The sequence below is a fragment of the Nodularia harveyana UHCC-0300 genome (assembly GCF_034931085.1).
In the GTDB taxonomy this organism is placed as follows: Bacteria; Cyanobacteriota; Cyanobacteriia; order Cyanobacteriales; family Nostocaceae; genus Nodularia; species Nodularia harveyana.
This window is the reverse complement of record NZ_JAYGHG010000003.1, coordinates 74,608-94,758: the sequence shown is the minus strand read 5'-3', so window position 1 is coordinate 94,758 and position 20,151 is coordinate 74,608. Positions and strand designations below refer to the sequence as shown.

15 protein-coding genes are annotated in these 20,151 nt (G+C 41.0%); 5 read left to right on the top strand and 10 right to left on the bottom strand.

The window, feature by feature from the left end; all coding sequences use genetic code 11:
• Window positions 1-120 precede the first annotated feature (120 nt).
• Both VB620_RS03190 and VB620_RS03185 read left to right on the top strand, forming a co-directional pair.
• Window positions 121-1,380, top strand: coding sequence for an AAA family ATPase (locus VB620_RS03190; RefSeq protein WP_323194684.1), 1,260 nt, complete (start codon window positions 121-123; stop codon window positions 1,378-1,380).
• Window positions 1,377-2,027 carry a retron system putative HNH endonuclease gene (locus tag VB620_RS03185; RefSeq protein WP_323194683.1) on the top strand — a complete coding sequence of 217 codons (651 nt, stop codon included), beginning with the start codon at window positions 1,377-1,379 and terminating at the stop codon, window positions 2,025-2,027. Before VB620_RS03190 ends, VB620_RS03185 begins: the two co-directional genes overlap by 4 nt.
• Before the next feature lie 130 nt (window positions 2,028-2,157).
• Here the strand turns inward: VB620_RS03185 and pstB are convergent, their stop codons facing one another.
• The 9 genes from pstB to VB620_RS03140 all read right to left on the bottom strand — a co-directional run bounded on the left by pstB (window position 2,158) and on the right by VB620_RS03140 (window position 15,071).
• Window positions 2,158-2,952, bottom strand: coding sequence for a phosphate ABC transporter ATP-binding protein PstB (gene pstB / locus VB620_RS03180; RefSeq protein WP_323194682.1), 795 nt, complete (start codon window positions 2,950-2,952; stop codon window positions 2,158-2,160).
• Complete coding sequence (pstA, locus tag VB620_RS03175) at window positions 2,946-3,869, bottom strand: phosphate ABC transporter permease PstA (RefSeq protein ID WP_323194681.1); 924 nt, start codon at window positions 3,867-3,869, stop codon at window positions 2,946-2,948. The genes pstB and pstA overlap by 7 nt, the downstream gene beginning before the upstream one ends.
• A gap of 1 nt (window position 3,870) precedes the next feature.
• Entirely contained in the window at window positions 3,871-4,785 is a 915-nt protein-coding gene (pstC, locus tag VB620_RS03170; protein WP_323194787.1) for a phosphate ABC transporter permease subunit PstC, read from the bottom strand.
• A 112-nt stretch (window positions 4,786-4,897) separates the two neighbouring features.
• Window positions 4,898-5,902, bottom strand: coding sequence for a PstS family phosphate ABC transporter substrate-binding protein (locus VB620_RS03165; RefSeq protein WP_323194680.1), 1,005 nt, complete (start codon window positions 5,900-5,902; stop codon window positions 4,898-4,900).
• Between the two features lie 400 nt (window positions 5,903-6,302).
• Window positions 6,303-8,627 (bottom strand): DNA helicase PcrA, encoded by a 2,325-nt coding sequence (pcrA, locus tag VB620_RS03160; RefSeq protein WP_323194679.1) that lies wholly within the window; start codon window positions 8,625-8,627, stop codon window positions 6,303-6,305.
• Window positions 8,628-8,699: 72 nt separating this feature from the next.
• Window positions 8,700-10,424 carry a sensor histidine kinase gene (locus VB620_RS03155; RefSeq protein ID WP_323194678.1) on the bottom strand — a complete coding sequence of 575 codons (1,725 nt, stop codon included), beginning with the start codon at window positions 10,422-10,424 and terminating at the stop codon, window positions 8,700-8,702.
• Window positions 10,425-10,651: 227 nt separating this feature from the next.
• Window positions 10,652-11,824 carry an RNA-guided endonuclease InsQ/TnpB family protein gene (locus tag VB620_RS03150; protein ID WP_323194677.1) on the bottom strand — a complete coding sequence of 391 codons (1,173 nt, stop codon included), beginning with the start codon at window positions 11,822-11,824 and terminating at the stop codon, window positions 10,652-10,654.
• Window positions 11,825-12,496: 672 nt separating this feature from the next.
• On the bottom strand, window positions 12,497-13,759 hold the full coding sequence (gene metK, locus VB620_RS03145; protein ID WP_323194676.1) for a methionine adenosyltransferase: 1,263 nt from the start codon (window positions 13,757-13,759) through the stop codon (window positions 12,497-12,499).
• Between the two features lie 307 nt (window positions 13,760-14,066).
• Window positions 14,067-15,071 (bottom strand): phosphoribulokinase, encoded by a 1,005-nt coding sequence (locus tag VB620_RS03140; protein ID WP_323194675.1) that lies wholly within the window; start codon window positions 15,069-15,071, stop codon window positions 14,067-14,069.
• Window positions 15,072-15,091: 20 nt separating this feature from the next.
• On the opposite strand from VB620_RS03140, the gene VB620_RS03135 reads away from it, so the two are divergent.
• From VB620_RS03135 to VB620_RS03125, 3 genes are all read left to right on the top strand, one after another.
• Window positions 15,092-15,220, top strand: coding sequence for a hypothetical protein (locus VB620_RS03135; RefSeq protein ID WP_323194674.1), 129 nt, complete (start codon window positions 15,092-15,094; stop codon window positions 15,218-15,220).
• A gap of 1,259 nt (window positions 15,221-16,479) precedes the next feature.
• Window positions 16,480-17,823, top strand: a complete 1,344-nt coding sequence (petH, locus tag VB620_RS03130) for a ferredoxin--NADP reductase (RefSeq protein WP_323194786.1) — start codon at window positions 16,480-16,482, stop codon at window positions 17,821-17,823.
• 123 nt (window positions 17,824-17,946) lie between these two features.
• Complete coding sequence (locus VB620_RS03125; RefSeq protein ID WP_323194673.1) at window positions 17,947-19,248, top strand: homoserine dehydrogenase; 1,302 nt, start codon at window positions 17,947-17,949, stop codon at window positions 19,246-19,248.
• Window positions 19,249-19,355: 107 nt separating this feature from the next.
• On the opposite strand, the gene VB620_RS03120 is transcribed toward VB620_RS03125, so the two are convergent.
• Window positions 19,356-19,793, bottom strand: a complete 438-nt coding sequence (locus VB620_RS03120; RefSeq protein ID WP_323194672.1) for a CAAD domain-containing protein — start codon at window positions 19,791-19,793, stop codon at window positions 19,356-19,358.
• Between the last annotated feature and the right edge of the window lie 358 nt (window positions 19,794-20,151).

The window sequence follows — 20,151 nt, the reverse complement described above, 5'->3', positions numbered from 1 at the left end:
TCGACTTGGCTCAGTACAAGTCACTCAATACAAGTGTTGCTCAGATCAAATGTGCTGTATTTTCAATTTGTCAGATGGGCAGTACCCACCAAATAAACTGTATTCTGTTGAGTTAAAACTATGAAAGTCAAGCGCCTAAAAATGCAATCCTTCCGTGGAATCGGCGATTTGACGTTGGATTTTAATGAAAATGAACCAACAGTTTTTATTGGTATTAACGGCGTAGGTAAATCGAGTATTATTGACTGTCTCGCTATTCTTTTGTCACGTTTTACTAGTTCTATTCAACATTCTACACCTTCTGGAAGGTTGTTTACAGAAGAAGATATTACTAATGGAGAGAAGGAAACACATAACGAGATTAATATTTCATTGGACTCCGAAGAAATAATATGGTCTTTAACCAAAGTAAAAAAAGGACATAATAAAAATACCAGCAGTAACCTGTTAGCCATTAGTAAGGTAGCTGAAAGTATTAAAAAGAATTTACATACATCTGATTTATTTAATATTCCTATTGCAGTTTATTATTCAACGAATCGGTCAGTTTTAGATATTCCCTTAAGAATTCGTACCCAGCATTCATTTGAACAAATAGATATTTATGAGAATGCACTTCAAGGAATAGGAAGCGAGTTTAAACTCTTTTTTGAATGGTTTAGAAAGCAAGAAGATTTAGAAAATGAATTGCGTTTAGAAGATAATAATGCTGCTTATCGGGATAAGCAATTAGAAGCTGTGAGACAAGCCATATCTTCACTGATTCCGAGTTTTTCTCACTTACGAATACGCCGTTCTCCGTTAAGGATGACTGTACAAAAACAAGGTAAAGAACTTATAGTTAATCAGCTATCTGATGGTGAGAAGTGCTTGCTAGCAATGGTGGGAGATTTAGCGAGACGTTTGGCAATTGCTAATCCTGGTTTACACGATCCACTGCAAGGTACTGGTGTTGTGTTGATTGATGAAATTGAACTGCACTTACACCCGAAATGGCAAAGAGGAATTATTCCAGATTTGACAAGAACATTTCCTAATTGTCAATTTATTGTTACTACTCATTCCCCCCAAGTAATTAGTGATGTGAAACCTGAAGGAATTTATATTTTAGAAAAAACAGATAAAGGTGTTATCGCCAAACGACCAGAAAGTTCCTTTGGGAGAGATAGCAATCGTATCCTAGAAGACCTGATGGATGTTCCTGAACGTCCGCTTCAAATTAAAGAAAGTCTTTTAGAAATGTTTAGAATGATTGATGCTGGTAACTTGGAAGATGCTAGAAAAGTGCGTCAACAATTAGCAAATGATATTGGTTCAGATGAGCCAGAGTTTGTCAGAGCAGATGTACTAATCCGACGCAAGGAAATTCTCAATCGATGAAGTACATTAAAAAATATCAGGAGCCAGAACAGTTTTCTAGTTGGAAAGCTTTAGAAAATGATGATTGGAAGCCCAGATGGGATGATAATTTTCAAGCACCAGAAAAACCAATTGTACATGATGCTTTGCTAGAAGAACAAGGTTATATCTGTTGCTATTGTGGAATGGGTATCACTAGAAAAAATAGCCATATAGAACATCTTCAGCCTCGCAGTAATTATCCTGATTTGGCGCTGGAGTACACAAATTTAATTGCTTCATGTCAAGGAGAACTTAAAGAACAACCTCGTGTACCAGTACATTGTGGACATAAGAAAAAATATTGGTACGATGAGCATTTAATGGTTTCGCCTCTAGAAATCAACTGTGCTGATTTTTTTAAATACCCTGCTTCTGGCGAAATTTTGCCAACAGATGATCTAGGTAAAAAAGCTGCTGCTGAAACAACAATTGAGAAACTTGCACTTAACATTAGAAAGCTGCAAAATATGCGAAAAGAAGCAATTGATGCTGCATTATTCGGTATTGAAGATTTGACCGATGAAGAAATACAGCAGCTTGCTCAAGGTTATGAACAAATGGATTCTAATGGACAATATACGCCATTTTGTGCTGCCATTATCTACTTACTCAAGAATTATTTTTAATAGCAGCTTAATACCAATTTTATGTAAGGCTGCATAGAATCATGAAATCCATTAATTCCAGAACTTACGCAAATCCTGAGAAAATAAACCACAGAGGAGACAAAGTTAAGAGGGTTTCAGAAAAATTTGATTATCCAAACCGACCATTCACATAGTCTAGGGTCTTTTTATGTGATGGATGATTGAAAATCACTTCTGTCGTATCCAATTCAACTAATTCGCCTAAATACATAAATGCTGTATAGTCAGAAACACGAGCCGCCTGCTGCATATTATGAGTCACAATCAAAATTGTTACCGTTTCTCTAAGTTTAGTGATTAGCTCTTCAATACTGGCGGTGGCGATGGGGTCTAGAGCTGATGTCGGCTCATCAAACAGAACAATCTCAGGGTCAGTTGCTAAAGCACGAGCAATGCACAATCTCTGTTGTTGACCACCAGAAAGATTAAAAGCTAAGTCATTTAAACGATCTTTTACTTCATCCCACAAAGCTGAATCGCGCAAAGCGTTCTCTACTTTTTCATCAATAACTCCACGCTTAGATTCACCTCTGACCCTCAGACCATAAGCTACATTTTCATAGATTGACTTAGGAAAAGGATTAGGTTTTTGAAATACCATGCTAATTCGCATCCTAACTTCAATGGGGTCAACTTTATGACTGAGTAGGTTAATTCCATCTGGTTCTAAAGCTATTTCCCCTTGATAGCGATTTCCGGGGTATAGGTCGTGCATCCGGTTAAAACAACGTAGCAGGGTAGTTTTGCCACATCCAGAAGGCCCAATCAGCGCCGTTACCTGTTTCTCGCCTAACGACATATTAATGTCTTTGAGAGCATGGACAGTTCCACCGTAGTAGAAATTGAGGTAATTCACCGAAGCTTTAACAGGTTTTTGTAAGGTTGAGGATAATTTTTTTACCATTTGATTTTTTCGCGTAAACGATAGCGGAGATAAATTGCTACGGCGTTCATAGCCAGAGTCATGAAAATTAAAACAACACCAGCTGCTGCTGCGTTAACCTGAAAGTCTTCTTGAGGACGAGAAACCCAATCAAACATTTGGATGGGCAAAACTGTAAATGGAGCTAACAACCAAGCAAAGGAGATAAAGGGAAATTCACCTTTTATTGGAGGGTCTGGTAAGAATGCAATAAATGTGAGCGCACCAATAGTAATTAGAGGTGCAGTTTCACCAATAGCTCGTGCCAAGGCAACAATAATACCAGTCAGAATTGTACCAGTGGAGTAAGGTAGAACATGATCCCAAATCATTTGCCATTTAGAAGCTCCTGTTGCGTAAGCTGCTTCACGGATAGTATTAGGGATAGCACGGAGAGCCTCACGGGTGGCAACAATTACTACTGGTAAAACTAATAGGGCCAAGGTCAAACCGGCGGTGAGAATGCTTTGACTAAGGTTTAAGCCATAGACAAATACACCCAAAGCCAAAAGTCCGTAAATAATTGAGGGTACACCAGCTAAGTTGGTGACATTAATTTCAATTAGGTCAGACAACCAATTTTTTCGGGCATACTCTTCTAAATAAATGCCCGATGCTATGCCGACGGGAATCGCTACTAATGCTGTTACAAACATCACTAGGAGGGTTCCTACCCAAGCTGAGAGGATACCGGCATTTTCAGCTTTACGACTGGGGAAGGAAGTCAAAAATTGCCAGGAAATACGCGGAAAACCATCACTCAACAGGTCAAATAACAAGGCCAGAAGGGTGATAATGCCAAATAGCATTGACAATAAGCCGATGATATTAAAAATTTTTTCTGATAACTTATTGCGGGTAATAGTCTTACGGACTTCTTTAATATTGAGAGTTGTCATATCAATAAATTTCTCTGTAGCGCTTGGTGAGAAAATGACCAATGATATTGAAAACCAAAGTCATTAGCACTAAAGTTAGTCCAACTGCAAATATAGTCTCGTATTCGAGGCTACCATGAGGCAGGTCGCCAAGACTGACTGAAACTATGTAGGCGGTCATTGTTGCTGCGGGTTGCATGGGGTTAAGGGTGAGATTAGGTTGTCCCCCAGCCGCGATCGCCACTATCATTGTTTCACCTGCTGCACGAGAAATACCCAAAATGTAAGCTGCTGAGATGCCAGAAATAGAGGCTGGTAATACAACTCGCAATGCTGTCTGTAGACGAGTAGCCCCTGTTGCATAGGAACCTTCTCGCAGATACGAGGGTACGGCACGCATGGCATCTTCGCTGAGGGAACTGACGTAAGGAATAATCATGATTCCAATGACTAGCCCTGCACTCAACATACTAAAACCGGGCAAATTCGGCAGAATTACCTGTAATAGTGGTGTGACGAATAACAGCGCAAAATAACCGTAAACTACTGTGGGAATACCTGCTAGCAACTCTAAACCGGGCTTGACTATTTCCCGGACTATTGGCGCAGCAAATTCACTTAAATAGATAGCAATAATTGTACCAAGTGGCACTGCTACTAATAAAGCCACTACTGTGGTTACTAAAGTTCCTGAAACTAGTGGCAAAATCCCATAATGCTTGTCATCAAACAACGGTGTCCACTGAGTATCAGTTAGGAAATCCCAGAAAGATACTTTTTGGAAAAATAGTATGGACTCGTAAAGCAAGACACCAATAATTGCTGCTGTAGTTGCAACAGAAGAAAGTGCCGCTAGAAACAAGGCAGACTCAATTGCCCGTTCTCGCAAATTACGGGCTAGATTTCGAGAAAACTGAGTTGGTTTTGCACTACTCATGCTGGGGGTGCGATCGCTCCTTGTATAGTAAGTTTTAATAGAGAAAGAGAGGTGTAACACCTCTCCTCAATAAGTTGGGAATTTTGAATCAATTCAAAACTCAGAAATAGCTTTATTCTTTAGCATCACGGCTCATCAGCTCTTCAATCTTCAGTCCAACTGCTTCTTTGCCACCAAATATACTGCCAAACCTCTTGTTGTTAAAGTGACCTTGAGCAGTGCTGTATGCTGATGCTGGTAAGGAGACATATTTTACTTCTTTAACCAACTCAGGTGCATTCTGCAAGTAAAATTGAACAAACTGCTTCACTTCTGGCTTATCAACAGCCTTGGAACTGACATAGATAAATATAGGGCGGGATAGGGGATTATAAGTCCCATTTTTAACTGTCGCTTCTGAGGGCGATACACCATTAACTGGCACCGCCTTCAGTTTTTTGTTATTTTCTGCGTAGTAAGCATAACCGAAGTAGCCAAGGGCATTTTTATCACTGGAAACACCCTGTACAAGTACATTATCGTCTTCGCTAGCAGTATAGTCACCACGACTAGAATTGGATTTGCCAACAACAGCTTCGGTGAAGTAGTCAAAGGTTCCAGAGCTAGCACCAGGACCAAATAATCTCAGAGGTGCATTAGGGAAACCTGCACGAACTTGATTCCAGTTCTTAATTTTACCTTGCGCTGCTGGTTCCCAAATTTTCTTAAGTTCAGCAACTGTCAGGTTTTTTGCCCAAGTGTTTTGGGGATTAACTACTACTGTTAAAGCATCATAAGCTACGGGCAGTTCAATAAAGCGAACACCAGCAGCTTTGCATTCATCAATTTCTTTTTGTTTGATGGGGCGGGAAGCATTGGAGATGTCTGTCTCTCCTCGGCAGAACTTTTTAAAACCGCCGCCAGTACCAGAAACACCAACTGTTACCCTTGTTCTACCACGTTGAGCCTTCTGAAATTCTTCTGCGACTGCTTCGGTGATGGGGAAAACAGTGCTGGAGCCATCAATCTTAATTGTCTTAACGCTTTGGGATTGAACTGCGGATATTGATACACCAAAGGATGCAGCTACTAACGAAACTACACCTAATAATGGCAAAGCTTTGAGTTTAAAGTTCATTTTGTTTAATTACCCTAAAAGCATAATTACTTTCTGAAGTTAGAAATTAGCGAACAAATAGTATGTTCATAATTAAGAGAGTTACATAACAAGTCAATAAGGCGGTTAATTTTTGGTTAATTAAAAGTTAAAGATTTTGAAAAATATCTAGACTTTATATTAAGCGTCAATAGATTTTCATGCTAAATATCAATCGTTTTGTGCCGCAATTATTTATTTACTCAGGAATTATTTTCCATTGAGTTTAAGATGTCAGCGATCGCACAATACTAAATTGCATCAACTGAACTCAACAAGAGTTTATAATTTTAGAAGCAGTGATACTGAACATCAAACCTAGACTCTCTGCGACTCTGCGCCTCTGCGTGAAATCAATTCTTAATTCAGCAACGCCAATATATTAATCTACCCTTTGCAACTGCGCTATTCTGGGGTCAACAATTTTTTGCCCCAAACTGACAAATTTAATCGCTACAGAAACCTTATTACTTTCACCGAAAACGTGCGTAATTTCACCTATACCGAAAGATTTATGTAAGACGCGATCGCCTACTTGCCAATTTTGGGGTGTATAGGGCTTACCACCAGCTTTAGCAGCAGTTTTTGTCTGTGTATGACGGCCTTTATTACGCGTATTTAATAGTTCTTCGGGTAATTCGTCGAGAAATTGCGATCGCATCGCTGGTTCACGATAACCATATAAGCGGCGTTCCCGCGCGTGTGATATATATAACCGTTCTTGGGCGCGAGTAATACCGACATAACACAGGCGGCGTTCTTCTTCTAAGGATTCTGGATTACTCAGGGAACGATTACCAGGAAATAATCCCTGTTCTAACCCTACCAAAAATACAACGGGAAATTCCAAACCTTTAGAAGCGTGCAGAGTCATTAAAGATACTGCTTTTTGTCCTTCCTTTAAATTATCCAAATCAGAACTGAGGGCGCTACTTTGCAGAAAGGCTGTGAGGGAAACATCTTCGCTTTCTTCCTGAAATTGCAGTACAGCGTTGTAAAGTTCCTGGACGTTTTGGATTCTATCTTCAGCCTCGTCTGTACCCTGATTATGCAAGTCTTTAATATAACCAGACTGATTTAACAGTTCCTGTACAAGTTCTGAGACTGGAACCGTTGCGGCTTGTTCTTTGCAGTGGTTAATCATCTTCGCAAAGTTATTTACCGCTTTAGCCGAACGTCCAGCTAAGGTATTAACTGATGTTTCATCGCTGAGTATTTCCCACAGGGGTGTCCCCAATTCATAGGAAGCGTTAACTAAGTTTTCAATGGTGGTTTTACCAATACCGCGCCGGGGTGTATTGATGACTCGTAGTAAACTAACTGTATCAGCAGGGTTAGCGATCGCCCTTAAATAAGCTATAACATCTTTAATTTCTTTGCGATCGTAAAACTTCATTCCCCCCACCACTGTATAAGGAATTTGATGCCTAACTAACAATTCCTCAAAAGGTCGTGATTGGGCGTTAGTACGATAAAGAATAGCAAAACTACCCCAATCTAACTCCGGATTTTGCTGTGCTAAAGTGCGAATTTGTCCAATGACAAACTCGGCTTCTTCCATTTCATTATCTGCTTTGTGACAATAAATCTGCTCACCGGTTCCCCGCGTCGGTTTGAGAACCTTATCAATGCGTTGAGTATTATTTTCAATTAACTCATTAGCAGCTTGCAGAATATTCTCACAAGAGCGATAATTTTCCTCTAACTTCACCATCGAGCGAGTATCATCATCAGGTAAACCATCGCCAAAGTCTTCTTGAAATTCTAACAATATAGTGAAGTCAGCCATTCTGAAGCTATAAATAGACTGATCTGCATCACCCACGACAAACACCGAGCGATTTTGCCATTCCCATGCACTCTTCCTGTCCTCACCATTAGTCACTAACAGCCGAATTAAATCATATTGAGTGCGGTTCGTATCTTGATATTCATCTACAAGGATATGGTTAAATTTACGATGCCAATAATCTAACACCTGCTCGTTTTGCTGAAATAATCTGGTAGGGACGAGAATTAAATCATCAAAATCGAGAGCGTTATTTTCGGCTAACTTATCTTGATAGCAATTATAAACGTCTGCTATTACCCTTCCCCGATAATTTGGCTGTTCTCGCTCGAACTCCTGGGGGGAAAATCCTTGGTTTTTAGCATTACTAATAGCGTAACGCACTGACCGAGCATCAAATTTTTTATCATCTAGGTTTAGCTGTTTATTAACAATTTCTTTAATCAGACTGATCACATCGGATTCATCAAAAATGGAGAAATTCCGAGTCCAACTTCTGCCTTTTTCGTCTTGGTATTTCTCGATATCAAAGCGGAGAATTTTAGAAAATAAACTGTGAAAAGTGCCACACCATAGGCCTTTAATTACATTTTTATAAACTTGCGATCGCAAATGCATTTGTTGATATTCCGTCAACAAATCAAATTTTTGACCATGTTTTTTCAGCGCCAAATCTTCAGCAAACAGCCTTTGAATCCGTTCCTTCATTTCCCGTGCGGCTTTATTCGTGAAGGTAACAGCCAGGATATGTTCAGGATCTACACGGTGTTTGAGAATCAGGTTAGCAATGCGATAAGTCAGCGCTCGTGTTTTACCGGAACCTGCACCAGCTACAACTAACAACGGTCCGCAGTAATGTTCCACGGCTTGACGTTGACTGGGGTTAAGATGGCTGAGAAAGTCAGTAGTAGTTGTCATGGGAGCGTAGGTAGATCATCGACCACTTGCATATTAGCAGAATATACCGTCCCGATTTTACCCTCCCCGCCCTTAATCTTCCATAGTTACTGGCAGATGAACAGTGAAGGTAGATCCCACTCCCAATTCACTTTGCACAAACACTTCACCACCCATCATTTGACAAAATTGGCGGCTAATTGCTAGACCTAAACCAGTACCACCATACTTTTTAGTTGTGGATGTATCCCCTTGAGTAAAAGGTTGAAATAATTGTTGTTTTTGACTTTCAGACATTCCAATTCCCGTATCAGCGACGGTGAAAGTAATCACATCCAAAGAGGTGTCTGGTGCTAAGTCTGTTTTTTCCCTCTTCACTGTTAAAGTTACCTTGCCATTAGTGGTAAATTTGCCAGCATTACTAAGTAAATTTAATAATACTTGCTGCATTCTAGTTTTATCAGCGTACATTGTGCCAAGTTGTTGATCACAATATACTTCTAGGATGTTGTTATTTTTATCTATCGTCGATTTCACTGTCTGCACTACATTATTAATCAGTTTGGCGATCTCAAATCTCTCTGGGTAGAGAGTCATTTTACCCGCTTCAATTTTTGACAAATCTAGAATCTCATTAATCAGTTCCAGGAGGTGTCTACCAGCAGAGTTAATTGTTTCTAAGTCTGTGATGAAATCTCCCGATAAGTCTAAATCTGTAGCGTCATCTTGTAATAGTTGACTTAAACCAATTACAGCATTTAATGGCGTGCGTAATTCGTGACTGACGTTGGCTAAAAATAAACTTTTGGCTTGACTAGCAGCTTCGGCTAACTCTTTAGCTTGTTCTAATTCTCTTGTCCGCTCAGATACACGTTCAATTAATCTGTTTAGCGACTTGGCTAATAAGCCAATTTCATCTTCAGTAGTCACCGGGGCGCGTAAATCAAAATTAGATTTTCTCGCCACTTGTTCAGCGACTTGAGTTACAGTAATTACTGGTTCTGCGATCGCGCGACTAGTACGCCAAGCCACAATAGCAGCGATCGCCACTGATACCAGCATACTCATGATCACAATAAATCTCTCCACCTTTTTAGCCTGATCTACATCTTTTTGCCGTTCTTGTTCTTGGTTTTCGGCAATTTTCAGGATGTGACTTAATCTTAGTGAAAGTTGCTCTAGCTGTATGGCGGTTTCACCCCGCATAATTTTCAGTAACTGTTCTCGGATAAGTGCAGTTTTTTCTGGCTGTATTTGCTCAGATTCAATTTTCTCTAAAACAGTTTCTATTTCGTCAACGTGTAATTGTAAGCTAATACCATAATCTTGGATTAAAGCCTCTAAATTACCGCCTTTTGCAGCTAATCTACCAGGCTTTGTATCTATATATTGAGTAATGTCCTGCTCTAAACTTTTAGCTGTATTAACACTCTTGAGAAATTTATCTTTTTTACTGGACAACCGGGGAAAATTTTCCACCACTGCAACTAAATTAGCACTATATAATTGCGCTTCTAGGGCTGCATCCTGATAATTTGTCAGCAGCTGTCTTTGCTCTTGCGCTTGATTAAATTGCCTGATTTCTCTTCCTCTATAGTAATTGGCAATTACTAACCCAGTCAGTGATCCGAAAAAGCCAATTCCAATAGCCACAAAATAACCATAACCAATTTTTTGATGTATGCGCCAGGAACTGGCTTTAAGTTTCCCCCGTGAAGGAAATTCTATAGTTGGGAGTTCATCTGTCGAAGACTTTTCGGCTGACACTTTTTTGCTTTCTGAACTGCTGTCCACAGAGATTGGTTTTTGAGTTTGCATTCCTCAAACCCTCACGCAAAAAATATGACCGCATCATTCTGATTTTGACGATCACATTGATTGATCATTAGCATTTAACATTATCTTTTGGCATAAAAAGCTCAAGGAACTGCTGACTCGATAATTTTCATGACTAGATGAGGGATTGACGGTTGTAGAAGCAAAAAAATCCCTGAATATTGACATACTCCCCGGCGTAAACGCGCGGGGATTCTTGACACATCATTTCAACTCGCTACCGAAGTAGTCTTACCGTCGATCCGTGTCCGTTTAAAGTCGTGGCAATGCCCTATCCCGACACTTCGGCTTGGCTCAGTGCAAGCTTTATTTATATTTTTTGCTCCATTCTCGTCCCGGTCGTGTTCAGTGCCACAATTTAGACACTGAACCTTCCGAACTTTTAAATCAAGCTTACCCCATTTATAACCACACTCAGAACAAACTTGACTAGTTGGTTCCCATCGACTTATAACCACAAAATCACGACTGTATTTTTGAGATTTAGCCTCACATAACGTTCTAAACTCTCTCCACCCTTGCTGACTAATCGCTCTGGAAAGTTTGCGATTTTTAACCATTCCTGACACGTTTAAATCTTCCAAAACAATGGTTTCATTTTCGCTAACTATTTTGGTAGATAGTTTGTGCAAGAAGTCTTTACGGGTATCTGCAATTTCATTGTGCAACTTTGCAATTTTAATTCTAGTTCTAGTTCTACGCCGCGAGTCTTTTTGTTGCCGCGCTAACTTCTTTTGGAGTTTGCGGATTTTTTTGTCCGAAACGGAATAATTAGGACTTTCTGCTTTCTCCCCATTGCTCATAAAAGCAAAAGTTTTTATCCCTAAATCAATACCTATGCTTTGGTTTTTAGCGTCAATATTAACTGGTTCAACTTCTACTACAAAGCTGAGAAAATAGCGATTAGCGCAATCCTTTACGACAGTACAAGAACTAGGTGACGCTGGTAAATCTCTAGACCAAATAGGGCTAACGTTGCCAATTTTGGCTAAATAGACATCATCCCCTTTAATTGAAAAACCACCAATTCTAAACCGTGCTGATTGTTGATTGGTTTTCTTTTTAAACTTCGGACTACCTAGTTTTTTGCCTTTTCTTTTGCCCTTAATGGAATCAAAAAAGTTTTTGTAGGCAACACCCAAATCTGCAACTGATTGTTGTAGTGGGATATTTGATACCTCGGATAACCAGGTACGTTCATCGGTCTTTTTGGCTTGAGTAATTACTAATTTTTGCAAATCGTTATTACTTGGCAATTTATCAGACTGCTTACAGAGAGCCAGAGCATCATTCCAAACCACACGAACGCAACCAAACAACTGAGCTAAACTCTGTTGCTGTTGGTCTGTTGGGTAGAAACGATATTGGTGTCTTGCTTTCATTCTTCAATCCTCCTGCTATTATTGTATATCATATAGATATACAAAAGCCATGAAAAAGAGTATATTTTTTCGACTAACTGACGAAGAGTTTGGAATAATTGAGACTTACTGCCAAGAAACCGGGAGAACTAAGTCCGACATATTGAGAGAACTGATCAGAAAATTGAAATCGAATAAAAAGCCGTCCTAGAAGGACGGGGCTTGAATCCCATATTTTTGGTCAAACCTAGTCACCACTATAGCAGTTCTCACCTGAGTCAGATACACCGAAAAATTAATTAATCACAGATGTAGATGGAAATTTGAGGCGGGTTGTGGAAGATTATTGTTTTTTGTTGATTTCTTACGGACAGGAATTTGAACTTTTTCTGATTCTAAGTTATGGGATTCCTGTTTTACCAATTGTTTTTCCCCATACTCGTTGACCGAAAATAATGGGATACAAGCCCCGTCGTTCTAGGACGGCTTTATGTTAAAATTTGGGCATAGTCGCCATAGGGCATTGGGAGACTTTAAACGGACATGGAGGGATGATAAGACCACTTGTGGCGTGTTCCACCGAAGTGTCAAGGAATCCTCGCTTCTTTAGGACGAGGAGGTATGTCAAGATAGGGAAGGAATAAAAGGGGCAATTGCCCCCCTGATACTTAATTTTTACCTACTGCTGTCATTTTAAGCGATCGCAGCTGACAACGACTGTGTGACTAGTTTCTGCAACAATTCCACTTTATCAGTGCGTTCCCAAGGTAAATCTAAATCATCGCGCCCAAAGTGACCGTAAGCCGCGATGTCCTGATAAAAACGTCCGCCTCGTTCACTTGGTAAGTTCCGTAAATTGAACACATGGATAATTCCAGCTGGACGTAGTTCAAACTGGTCTTGAACTAAATTCAGCAAGGTTTCATCATCCACTTTCCCAGTCCCAAAGGTTTCCAGGAAAATGCTGACTGGTCGCGCTACACCAATGGCATAACTCAGCTGCACCTCGCACTTTTCGGCTAACCCAGCTGCAACAATGTTTTTAGCCATGTAGCGAGCCGCATAAGCCGCAGAACGGTCTACCTTTGTGGGGTCCTTACCCGAAAAAGCGCCGCCGCCATGTCGGGAATAGCCACCGTATGTATCAACAATAATTTTCCGTCCGGTGAGTCCAGAATCTCCTTGAGGTCCACCAATGACAAATTTGCCAGTGGGGTTAACCAAGAAACGTGTTTCCTGACTTGGCTTAACGTCAATGTCACCAAAAATAGGTTCGACTACTACTGACCAGAGGTCTTGTTTAATCTTGGCTTGTATTGCTGCTTCATCAGTGATTTCCCCGATACTCTCTGTATGCTGAGTGGAAATCAGAATCGTATCAATACCTACAGGACGACCGTCTTCATAGACTACACTTACTTGTGTTTTACCGTCTGGTCGCAGGTATGGCAACTTGCCTGATTTACGAGCTGTTGTCAGTCGCCGCGCCAAGCGATGAGCCAGACTGATGGGTAAGGGCATCAATTCTGGTGTTTCGTTGCAGGCAAAGCCAAACATGATACCTTGATCACCCGCACCCACAGAGTCGAATAGTTCTTCACTATTTTCTTGGCGTGTTTCTTGGGCAGTATTTACACCTTGGGCGATATCGGCTGATTGTTCATCTAAGGCCACTAGAACACTGGCGCTGTCGGCGGAAAAGCCGTTAACAGCATCAGTATAGCCAATTTCGGCTATTTTCTTCCGGGCAAGATTAACGTAATTCACATTAGCTTTACTAGTAATTTCACCAGTAATCAGCACTAAGCCAGTATTAACTACCACCTCAGCCGCTACACGACTGCTGGGATCTTCTGCCAGTAAGGTATCGAGAATTGTATCAGAAATCTGATCGCAAATCTTATCTGGATGACCTTCTGTTACTGATTCGGAGGTAAATAAATAGCGTCTAGACAAAGAGAATTCCTCCTGTTCAAAAATTATTACTGACTAAATTTCTGTAATTTATTTAGTTCAGCAACTGATGTATGAAATCATAACAAGATTTCTGCAATTTTTTAAAAGTTACAAATTTAGATTAAGTATTTTATGCTTGAGACTCCCTAGTTTGCGATCGCCGTAGGAGAGACTTATTCAAGGACTGACAAAACTTACAGTCAGACCCACGATGGAGTATGGGTGATGATTTGAAATATTTTTTTTGATATAAAAAAGGGGGAAACCCAGAAGTACCCCCGAAAGCTGCGATCGCAGCACCGCCTACTTAAACTTCAACAGCTAGTTTTGCTTCTTTTGCTGTCAACCGCTCGTAAGCCGCACGCATTTTTAAACCTGTCAGCACTTGGAATAACCCAGTTCCATTGTTAGAACCTGGATACTCACGGTGTTGGAGTAGCAAGTGAGTCATCTCACCTTGATATTTAGTGGATGTCTTACTTAGATGGGTTTCGATATAAATAACTTCATCAAGGTTATCGAATTGACCGTCTATTTCTAATACTGAGACGTAGCGACCATAGTAGACATCGGAACCATAGTACATTTGCATACCAGGGTATGAACAAGTTAGTTTGCGTCCGCAAGGAGTCCAATTAATGGTTGATCCTTCATCAAACAAGTAGCTTGGCTCAAAACCTTCTTTGTCTTCACGTTGGAGCATACGTACCCGTAGCACCTTACGTTCTGTATCATTTTTAATCAGGTTTGTCGGCAGTACCTGAAGCACCACATCAGCAAATTCTCTTTGTGGCTCGATGAACTTTTCAAAATCGGGTTTACGAGAATTGATTTGAGCTAAAACATCTTCATAACGGTGTCCCCTTTCTGCCATATCCCGTTGGATTTTCCAGGCAATTTTGACTTCATCACTAATATCGAAATATACACTGAAGTCTAGGAGTTCTCGTACCCTTTCATCATATAAAGGATGTAAACCTTCCACCACGATAATATGATTTGGCTCAATCCGCTCTGGAGGATCAATCAAGCCGGTTTCGTGGTTATAAATCGGCTTATCAATTACTTGACCTTCTTTCAGGGCTTTGATTTGCTCATACATGAGGTCAAAATTGTTAGCCCTGGGGTCAAGTGCAGTTATCCCAGTTTCTTTACGCTGTTTGCGATCTAGGGAATGATAGTCATCTAAGCAGATAACCGTCATGAACTCTTCACCAAATAAATCTATTAAACGACGCAAAAAGGTAGATTTACCGCATCCAGAGTCTCCGGCGACTCCAATCAATACCACGCGTTCCGGCTTAGTTGTCATAAATTTCCTCTAAATACTAAATGTGTCAATCAATATTTTTTCACCAAAACTTCCGCATTGGGGAAGCTTCCGGTTTTAAACATGGAGGTCAGGCGCGGGTAAATTTATTTACCATCACCCTTTCGGGGTGGGAAAGGCTCCAGAAGTAGTACTTACCCATTTGCCTAGATGTGGGGAATCGCCTTGCTACTCCAGTATTAGCCTTGCTAATGTTTAAGGTTGTTACTTTCCCACGATACTGGTTTAACCCCTGTAAGCCTGTTTAATCGTTTGGTTGCAGAACAGAGAACTAACTACGCATTCCCTGTTAGATATGGAAGACTATCCCTTAAAACTAGTCAGTTAAGACTAAATCCTTGGTCAGATTAGGACTTTTTCAAGCCCCCGACTAAAGCCGTGGGGTTTCTGACACAGAAGACTTTGAAACCAGGAGTTTACCCCATTGGTAGATCCTGTGTTCTTGCTACTCAGCAGGGCTGTGGCATATTTAGACGGGCAGACAACCAAGTAATAGTTGTCTCTCATCTAATTAATATTTAATTCCTTGCTGGCTGGTAAGTATTTAATCCTAGTAGTGCTTTGATTTTAACAGAAGGGGGTATTCCATAACAAGATTTACTCTGGAAAAGAATCTAGTTATTAATTTGCAATTACCTGGAATAATCACCTAAAAGTATTGTATCAACATCTTCATACTTAGGTGTCCTGCGGATATTTCTAGTTATCAGGTATAATTTGTTTGAGCAGTCAATTTTTCTAAATCAGCTAATTTGAATTAACTGCCAGTGATATAATAAGTCCTGTAAGTAAGAATCACCATCAGCGTGTTGAAACATCCTAGTGCGGAGCAATCCCGGCAACAGACGGATCAGGCTAACCTGAACAGTTAAGAAGCAAATAAAGATAGGATGTTGAGCGTAGCCACTGAGCTAGGTGATGGGTTCGGAAAGCCAAAAAGTTAAAAGTCAGCGCCATTACTATGCCTTGAGTCAAGGTAGTCATTTTGAGCGTTTAAGGTGTTTTGCCAACACCATTGAAAGTTCTTTTGTGGACTCTTCAAAAATCCCCTTCCCTTTATGGCTAGGGATTACAAAAAGTCACTGTATCTTACCCTGTGGGTGGTTGAAATTCATCTCCCTGATCGGAGTAGCGTTTCACGAAAAAAAGATTAAATTGACTCATTATTAACATTCTGCCAAAGACTTATCCTTTACCTTAGAAGGTGAACAGGTGTGTTTTTTGCTATCCTTGCGTGTCTTTGGTGAGTGAACCCAGCACGGCATTAACTCATAATGCCGCTTTCCTAGAGAGTCAGTTTTGGTTACCAAAAATCCTATAAACTAAAAACTGGCAAAAGGAAAGAATTTTTTTGAGAAACGGTTAAGTAAAAATCGGAGTGTTAGAACGAATGTACAATCAAGGTGCTGTTGAGGGTGCTGCCAACACAGAATTAGGTAGCCGCGTCTTCGTTTACGAGGTGGTGGGTCTGCGCCAGAACGAAGAAACCAATCAAATGAACTACCCAATTCGTAAAAGTGGCAGTGTGTTCATCAGAGTACCTTACAACCGCATGAATCAAGAAATGCGACGGATCACTCGCCTGGGCGGCAAAATCGTTAGTATCCAATCTGTAAGTACTCTAGAACAACTTAATGGTAAAGCCTCTGGTGAGAGTGCTGAAAACAGCAAGGAGTCTTTAGTTACATCTGAAACAGCTGCTAACAGCGAGAAAAATGGTAAAGCCACACCTGTGAATGCTAATAGTGAAGTCAAAGGCTTTGCTAAACCAGCAGCTGAAGAACAGCCTAAAAAGAAGGACAAAAAAGGCAACACCATGACTCAAGCGAAAGCCAAAAAAGGCGCTGACGTTCCTGTCAATATTTACCGTCCTAATGCTCCATTCGTTGGTAAGTGTATATCTAATGAACCATTAGTCCAAAAAGACGGTATTGGTATTGTTCAGCACCTTAAGTTCGACCTGTCTGGCGGTGATTTGAAATACGTTGAAGGTCAAAGTATTGGTATTATTCCCCCAGGTGTAGATAAGAACGGCAAGCCAGAAAAACTTAGACTATATTCTATTGCTTCCACTCGTCATGGCGATGATGTGGATGATAAAACAGTATCGCTGTGTGTGCGCCAGTTGGAGTACAAGCACCCAGAAACAGGCGAAACAGTTTACGGTGTTTGTTCTACTCACCTGACTCAACTTGAACCCGGCGCAGAGGTGAAAATCACTGGGCCAGTGGGTAAGGAAATGTTGCTACCCGAAGATCCGGAAGCCAAAGTGATTATGATGGCAACTGGAACAGGTATTGCTCCTATGCGGGCTTACTTGTGGCGGATGTTTAAGGATGCAGAAAAAGCTGCTAACCCAGAGTACCAGTTTAAAGGATTCTCTTGGCTGATATTTGGTGTTCCCACCAGTCCGAACATCTTATATAAAGAAGAACTGGAAGAAATGCAGGAGAAGTATCCTGATAATTTCCGCCTCACCTATGCTATCAGCCGGGAACAGAAAAATCCCGAAGGTGGTAGAATGTATATCCAAGACCGGGTGGCAGAACACGCTGATGAATTGTGGCAGTTGATTAAAGAAGAAAAAACCCATACTTACATCTGCGGTTTGCGTGGTATGGAAGGTGGTATTGATGAAGCGCTGACTGCTGCTGCTGCTAAGGAAGGAATAGTGTGGAGTGATTATCAGAAGACGCTTAAGAAAGCTCATCGCTGGCACGTAGAAACTTACTAAGTTAGTCTGTAGTCATTTGATGAAGACGACTAACAATCATAAAAACATAATAAGTGGGGTGGGTGAACAACCCACCCTACAATTGTTTTATATGGACATCTGAGAAAATAGGGTGCAAAATTTGTGGGAGTGAAACTAGGAATATTAGGTTTAGGCACTGTCGGTACAGGTACGGTGCAGTTACTGCAAGATGTGGTGGGACGTAACCCGTTATTGCAGGAAGTAGAAATATATCGGGTGGGAGTGCGATCGCTCGAAAAAATCCGTGATGTGGAATTACCAGAAGATGTTTTAACTACAGATTTGGAATCCATTGTTAATGATCCGGCTGTGGATATAGTTGTGGAGTTGATCGGTGGTCTGGAACCAGCGCGATCGCTAATTCTCCAAGCTTTAAATAATGGTAAGCACGTCGTCACCGCCAATAAAGCCGCGATCGCACGTTTTGGGGCAGAAATTTTTACCACTGCCAACCAAGCCGGGGTATATGTGATGTTAGAAGCTGCTGTGGGCGGCGGTATCCCAGTGATTCAACCCCTGAAGCAGTCCCTAAGCGTTAACCGTATTAATACTATTACTGGCATCGTTAACGGTACAACTAATTACATCCTCACCAGGATGCAAACGGAAGGGAGCAACTTCAGCGATGTCTTAGCTGATGCCCAAAGATTAGGTTATGCCGAAGCTGACCCCACAGCTGATGTAGACGGTTTAGACGCAGCCGATAAAATTGCTATCCTGGCATCATTGGGCTTTGGTGGACGTATTAACCTCAACGATGTCCATTGTGAAGGTATTAGACAAGTCAGCAAGACAGATATTACCTACGCCGAAAAATTGGGATTTGTGATTAAATTATTAGCGATCGCTAAACAATACACAGCCTCAGATCCCCTCTCCGTCAGAGTTCATCCCACCTTAGTACCCAAAGCCCATCCATTAGCTAGTATTAACGGTGTTTATAATGCCATTCTCGTCGAAGGAGAACCCATCGGGCAGGTAATGCTTTTTGGACCCGGTGCTGGTGCTGGTGCTACAGCTAGTGCCGTCACCTCAGATATTTTAAACTTAGTCGCTGTCCTCAAAACTAGTACAGCCAACCCCAATCCCCTGTTAACTTGTGGACACCTCGACTACTGTCAAATTGCCCCCATTACAGAACTTGTAACCCGGTTTTATGCCCGATTTCTCACCCAAGATCAACCCGGAGTCATTGGTAAACTGGGTACTTGCTTTGGCAACTATGGCGTTAGCTTAGAGTCAATCGTCCAAACAGGCTTTCAGGGAGAACTAGTAGAAATTGTTGTGGTCACTCATGATGTCCGAGAAGGGAATTTTCGGCAAGCCCTAGCAGAAATTGAGAACTTAGAAGCGATCGATAGCATTCCCAGTTTACTGCGAGTATTGCCACCGGCAGATAAATAAAAAATCTCCCAGATTTTCTCATGGTAAGGGCTGACTTAATGCCTCTAATTCTATGATTAACCCCCAGTCCAGCGTAGTGGCTCTGGGGGTATTTCCGCAAGAATTACTTAAGCTTCCGGAGCATTTTTACCGACAACTTGAGACTTGAGAGTTGTGATTTCACTAGTTAGCTCTTTCCGGGTCGAGGCCTTGAGCAAATAGCGGTAAACAAACCAAGCAGAATAGCCAATACCAATCAATTCAAAGGTAGGAGCTACTAAAGGAATATCATTTAAAGAGTCTAATACTGCCAAGAGTACCTTAACAGAAACAATTGCACCGACAATTAAACCAACACTAACCAGGGGCTGCTGATATTGATTAAAAAAGCCTCCCAGGTAATCCGGTAGTGTTGCTAAAAAAGCAGAAATTTGTTCACCGTACTTTTGCCATTGCTCTTGAGACTGCACAGGACGTTGGAGTTTGGTAATAGTTCCTGTTTGGTGGTTGATATCTGGCACTGCTGTCTCTTTAGATTTGGTTTCTGTGAATTCCGGTTCTTGCATTTTCACTCCTATAAATTTAACAGTTGAGTTTATCTAATCCGGACAATGACAACCAAAAGGCTGTTGATTAGGCAATGCACGAGGGCATCAATACAACTGGGTTTGGTTCACAAAAGGGTTTAGTGTCCTATAACCATAATTGCCTGATCAGCTAGACTGCATCAACTACAAGGTAGACAGTCAGTATGAGCAGAGAAGACAGAAAGCCGGAAGATATCTTCAAATGAGCTTTCTGAGTTCTGGATTTTGTGAATCAACTGGAATACTCAGATTGTGATTATCCCATACCGTGTCAGGTCAGCTATCTAAAGGCGAGGCACTAAGCCACTGATCTTGAGAGCGGAGTTCTGACAATCGT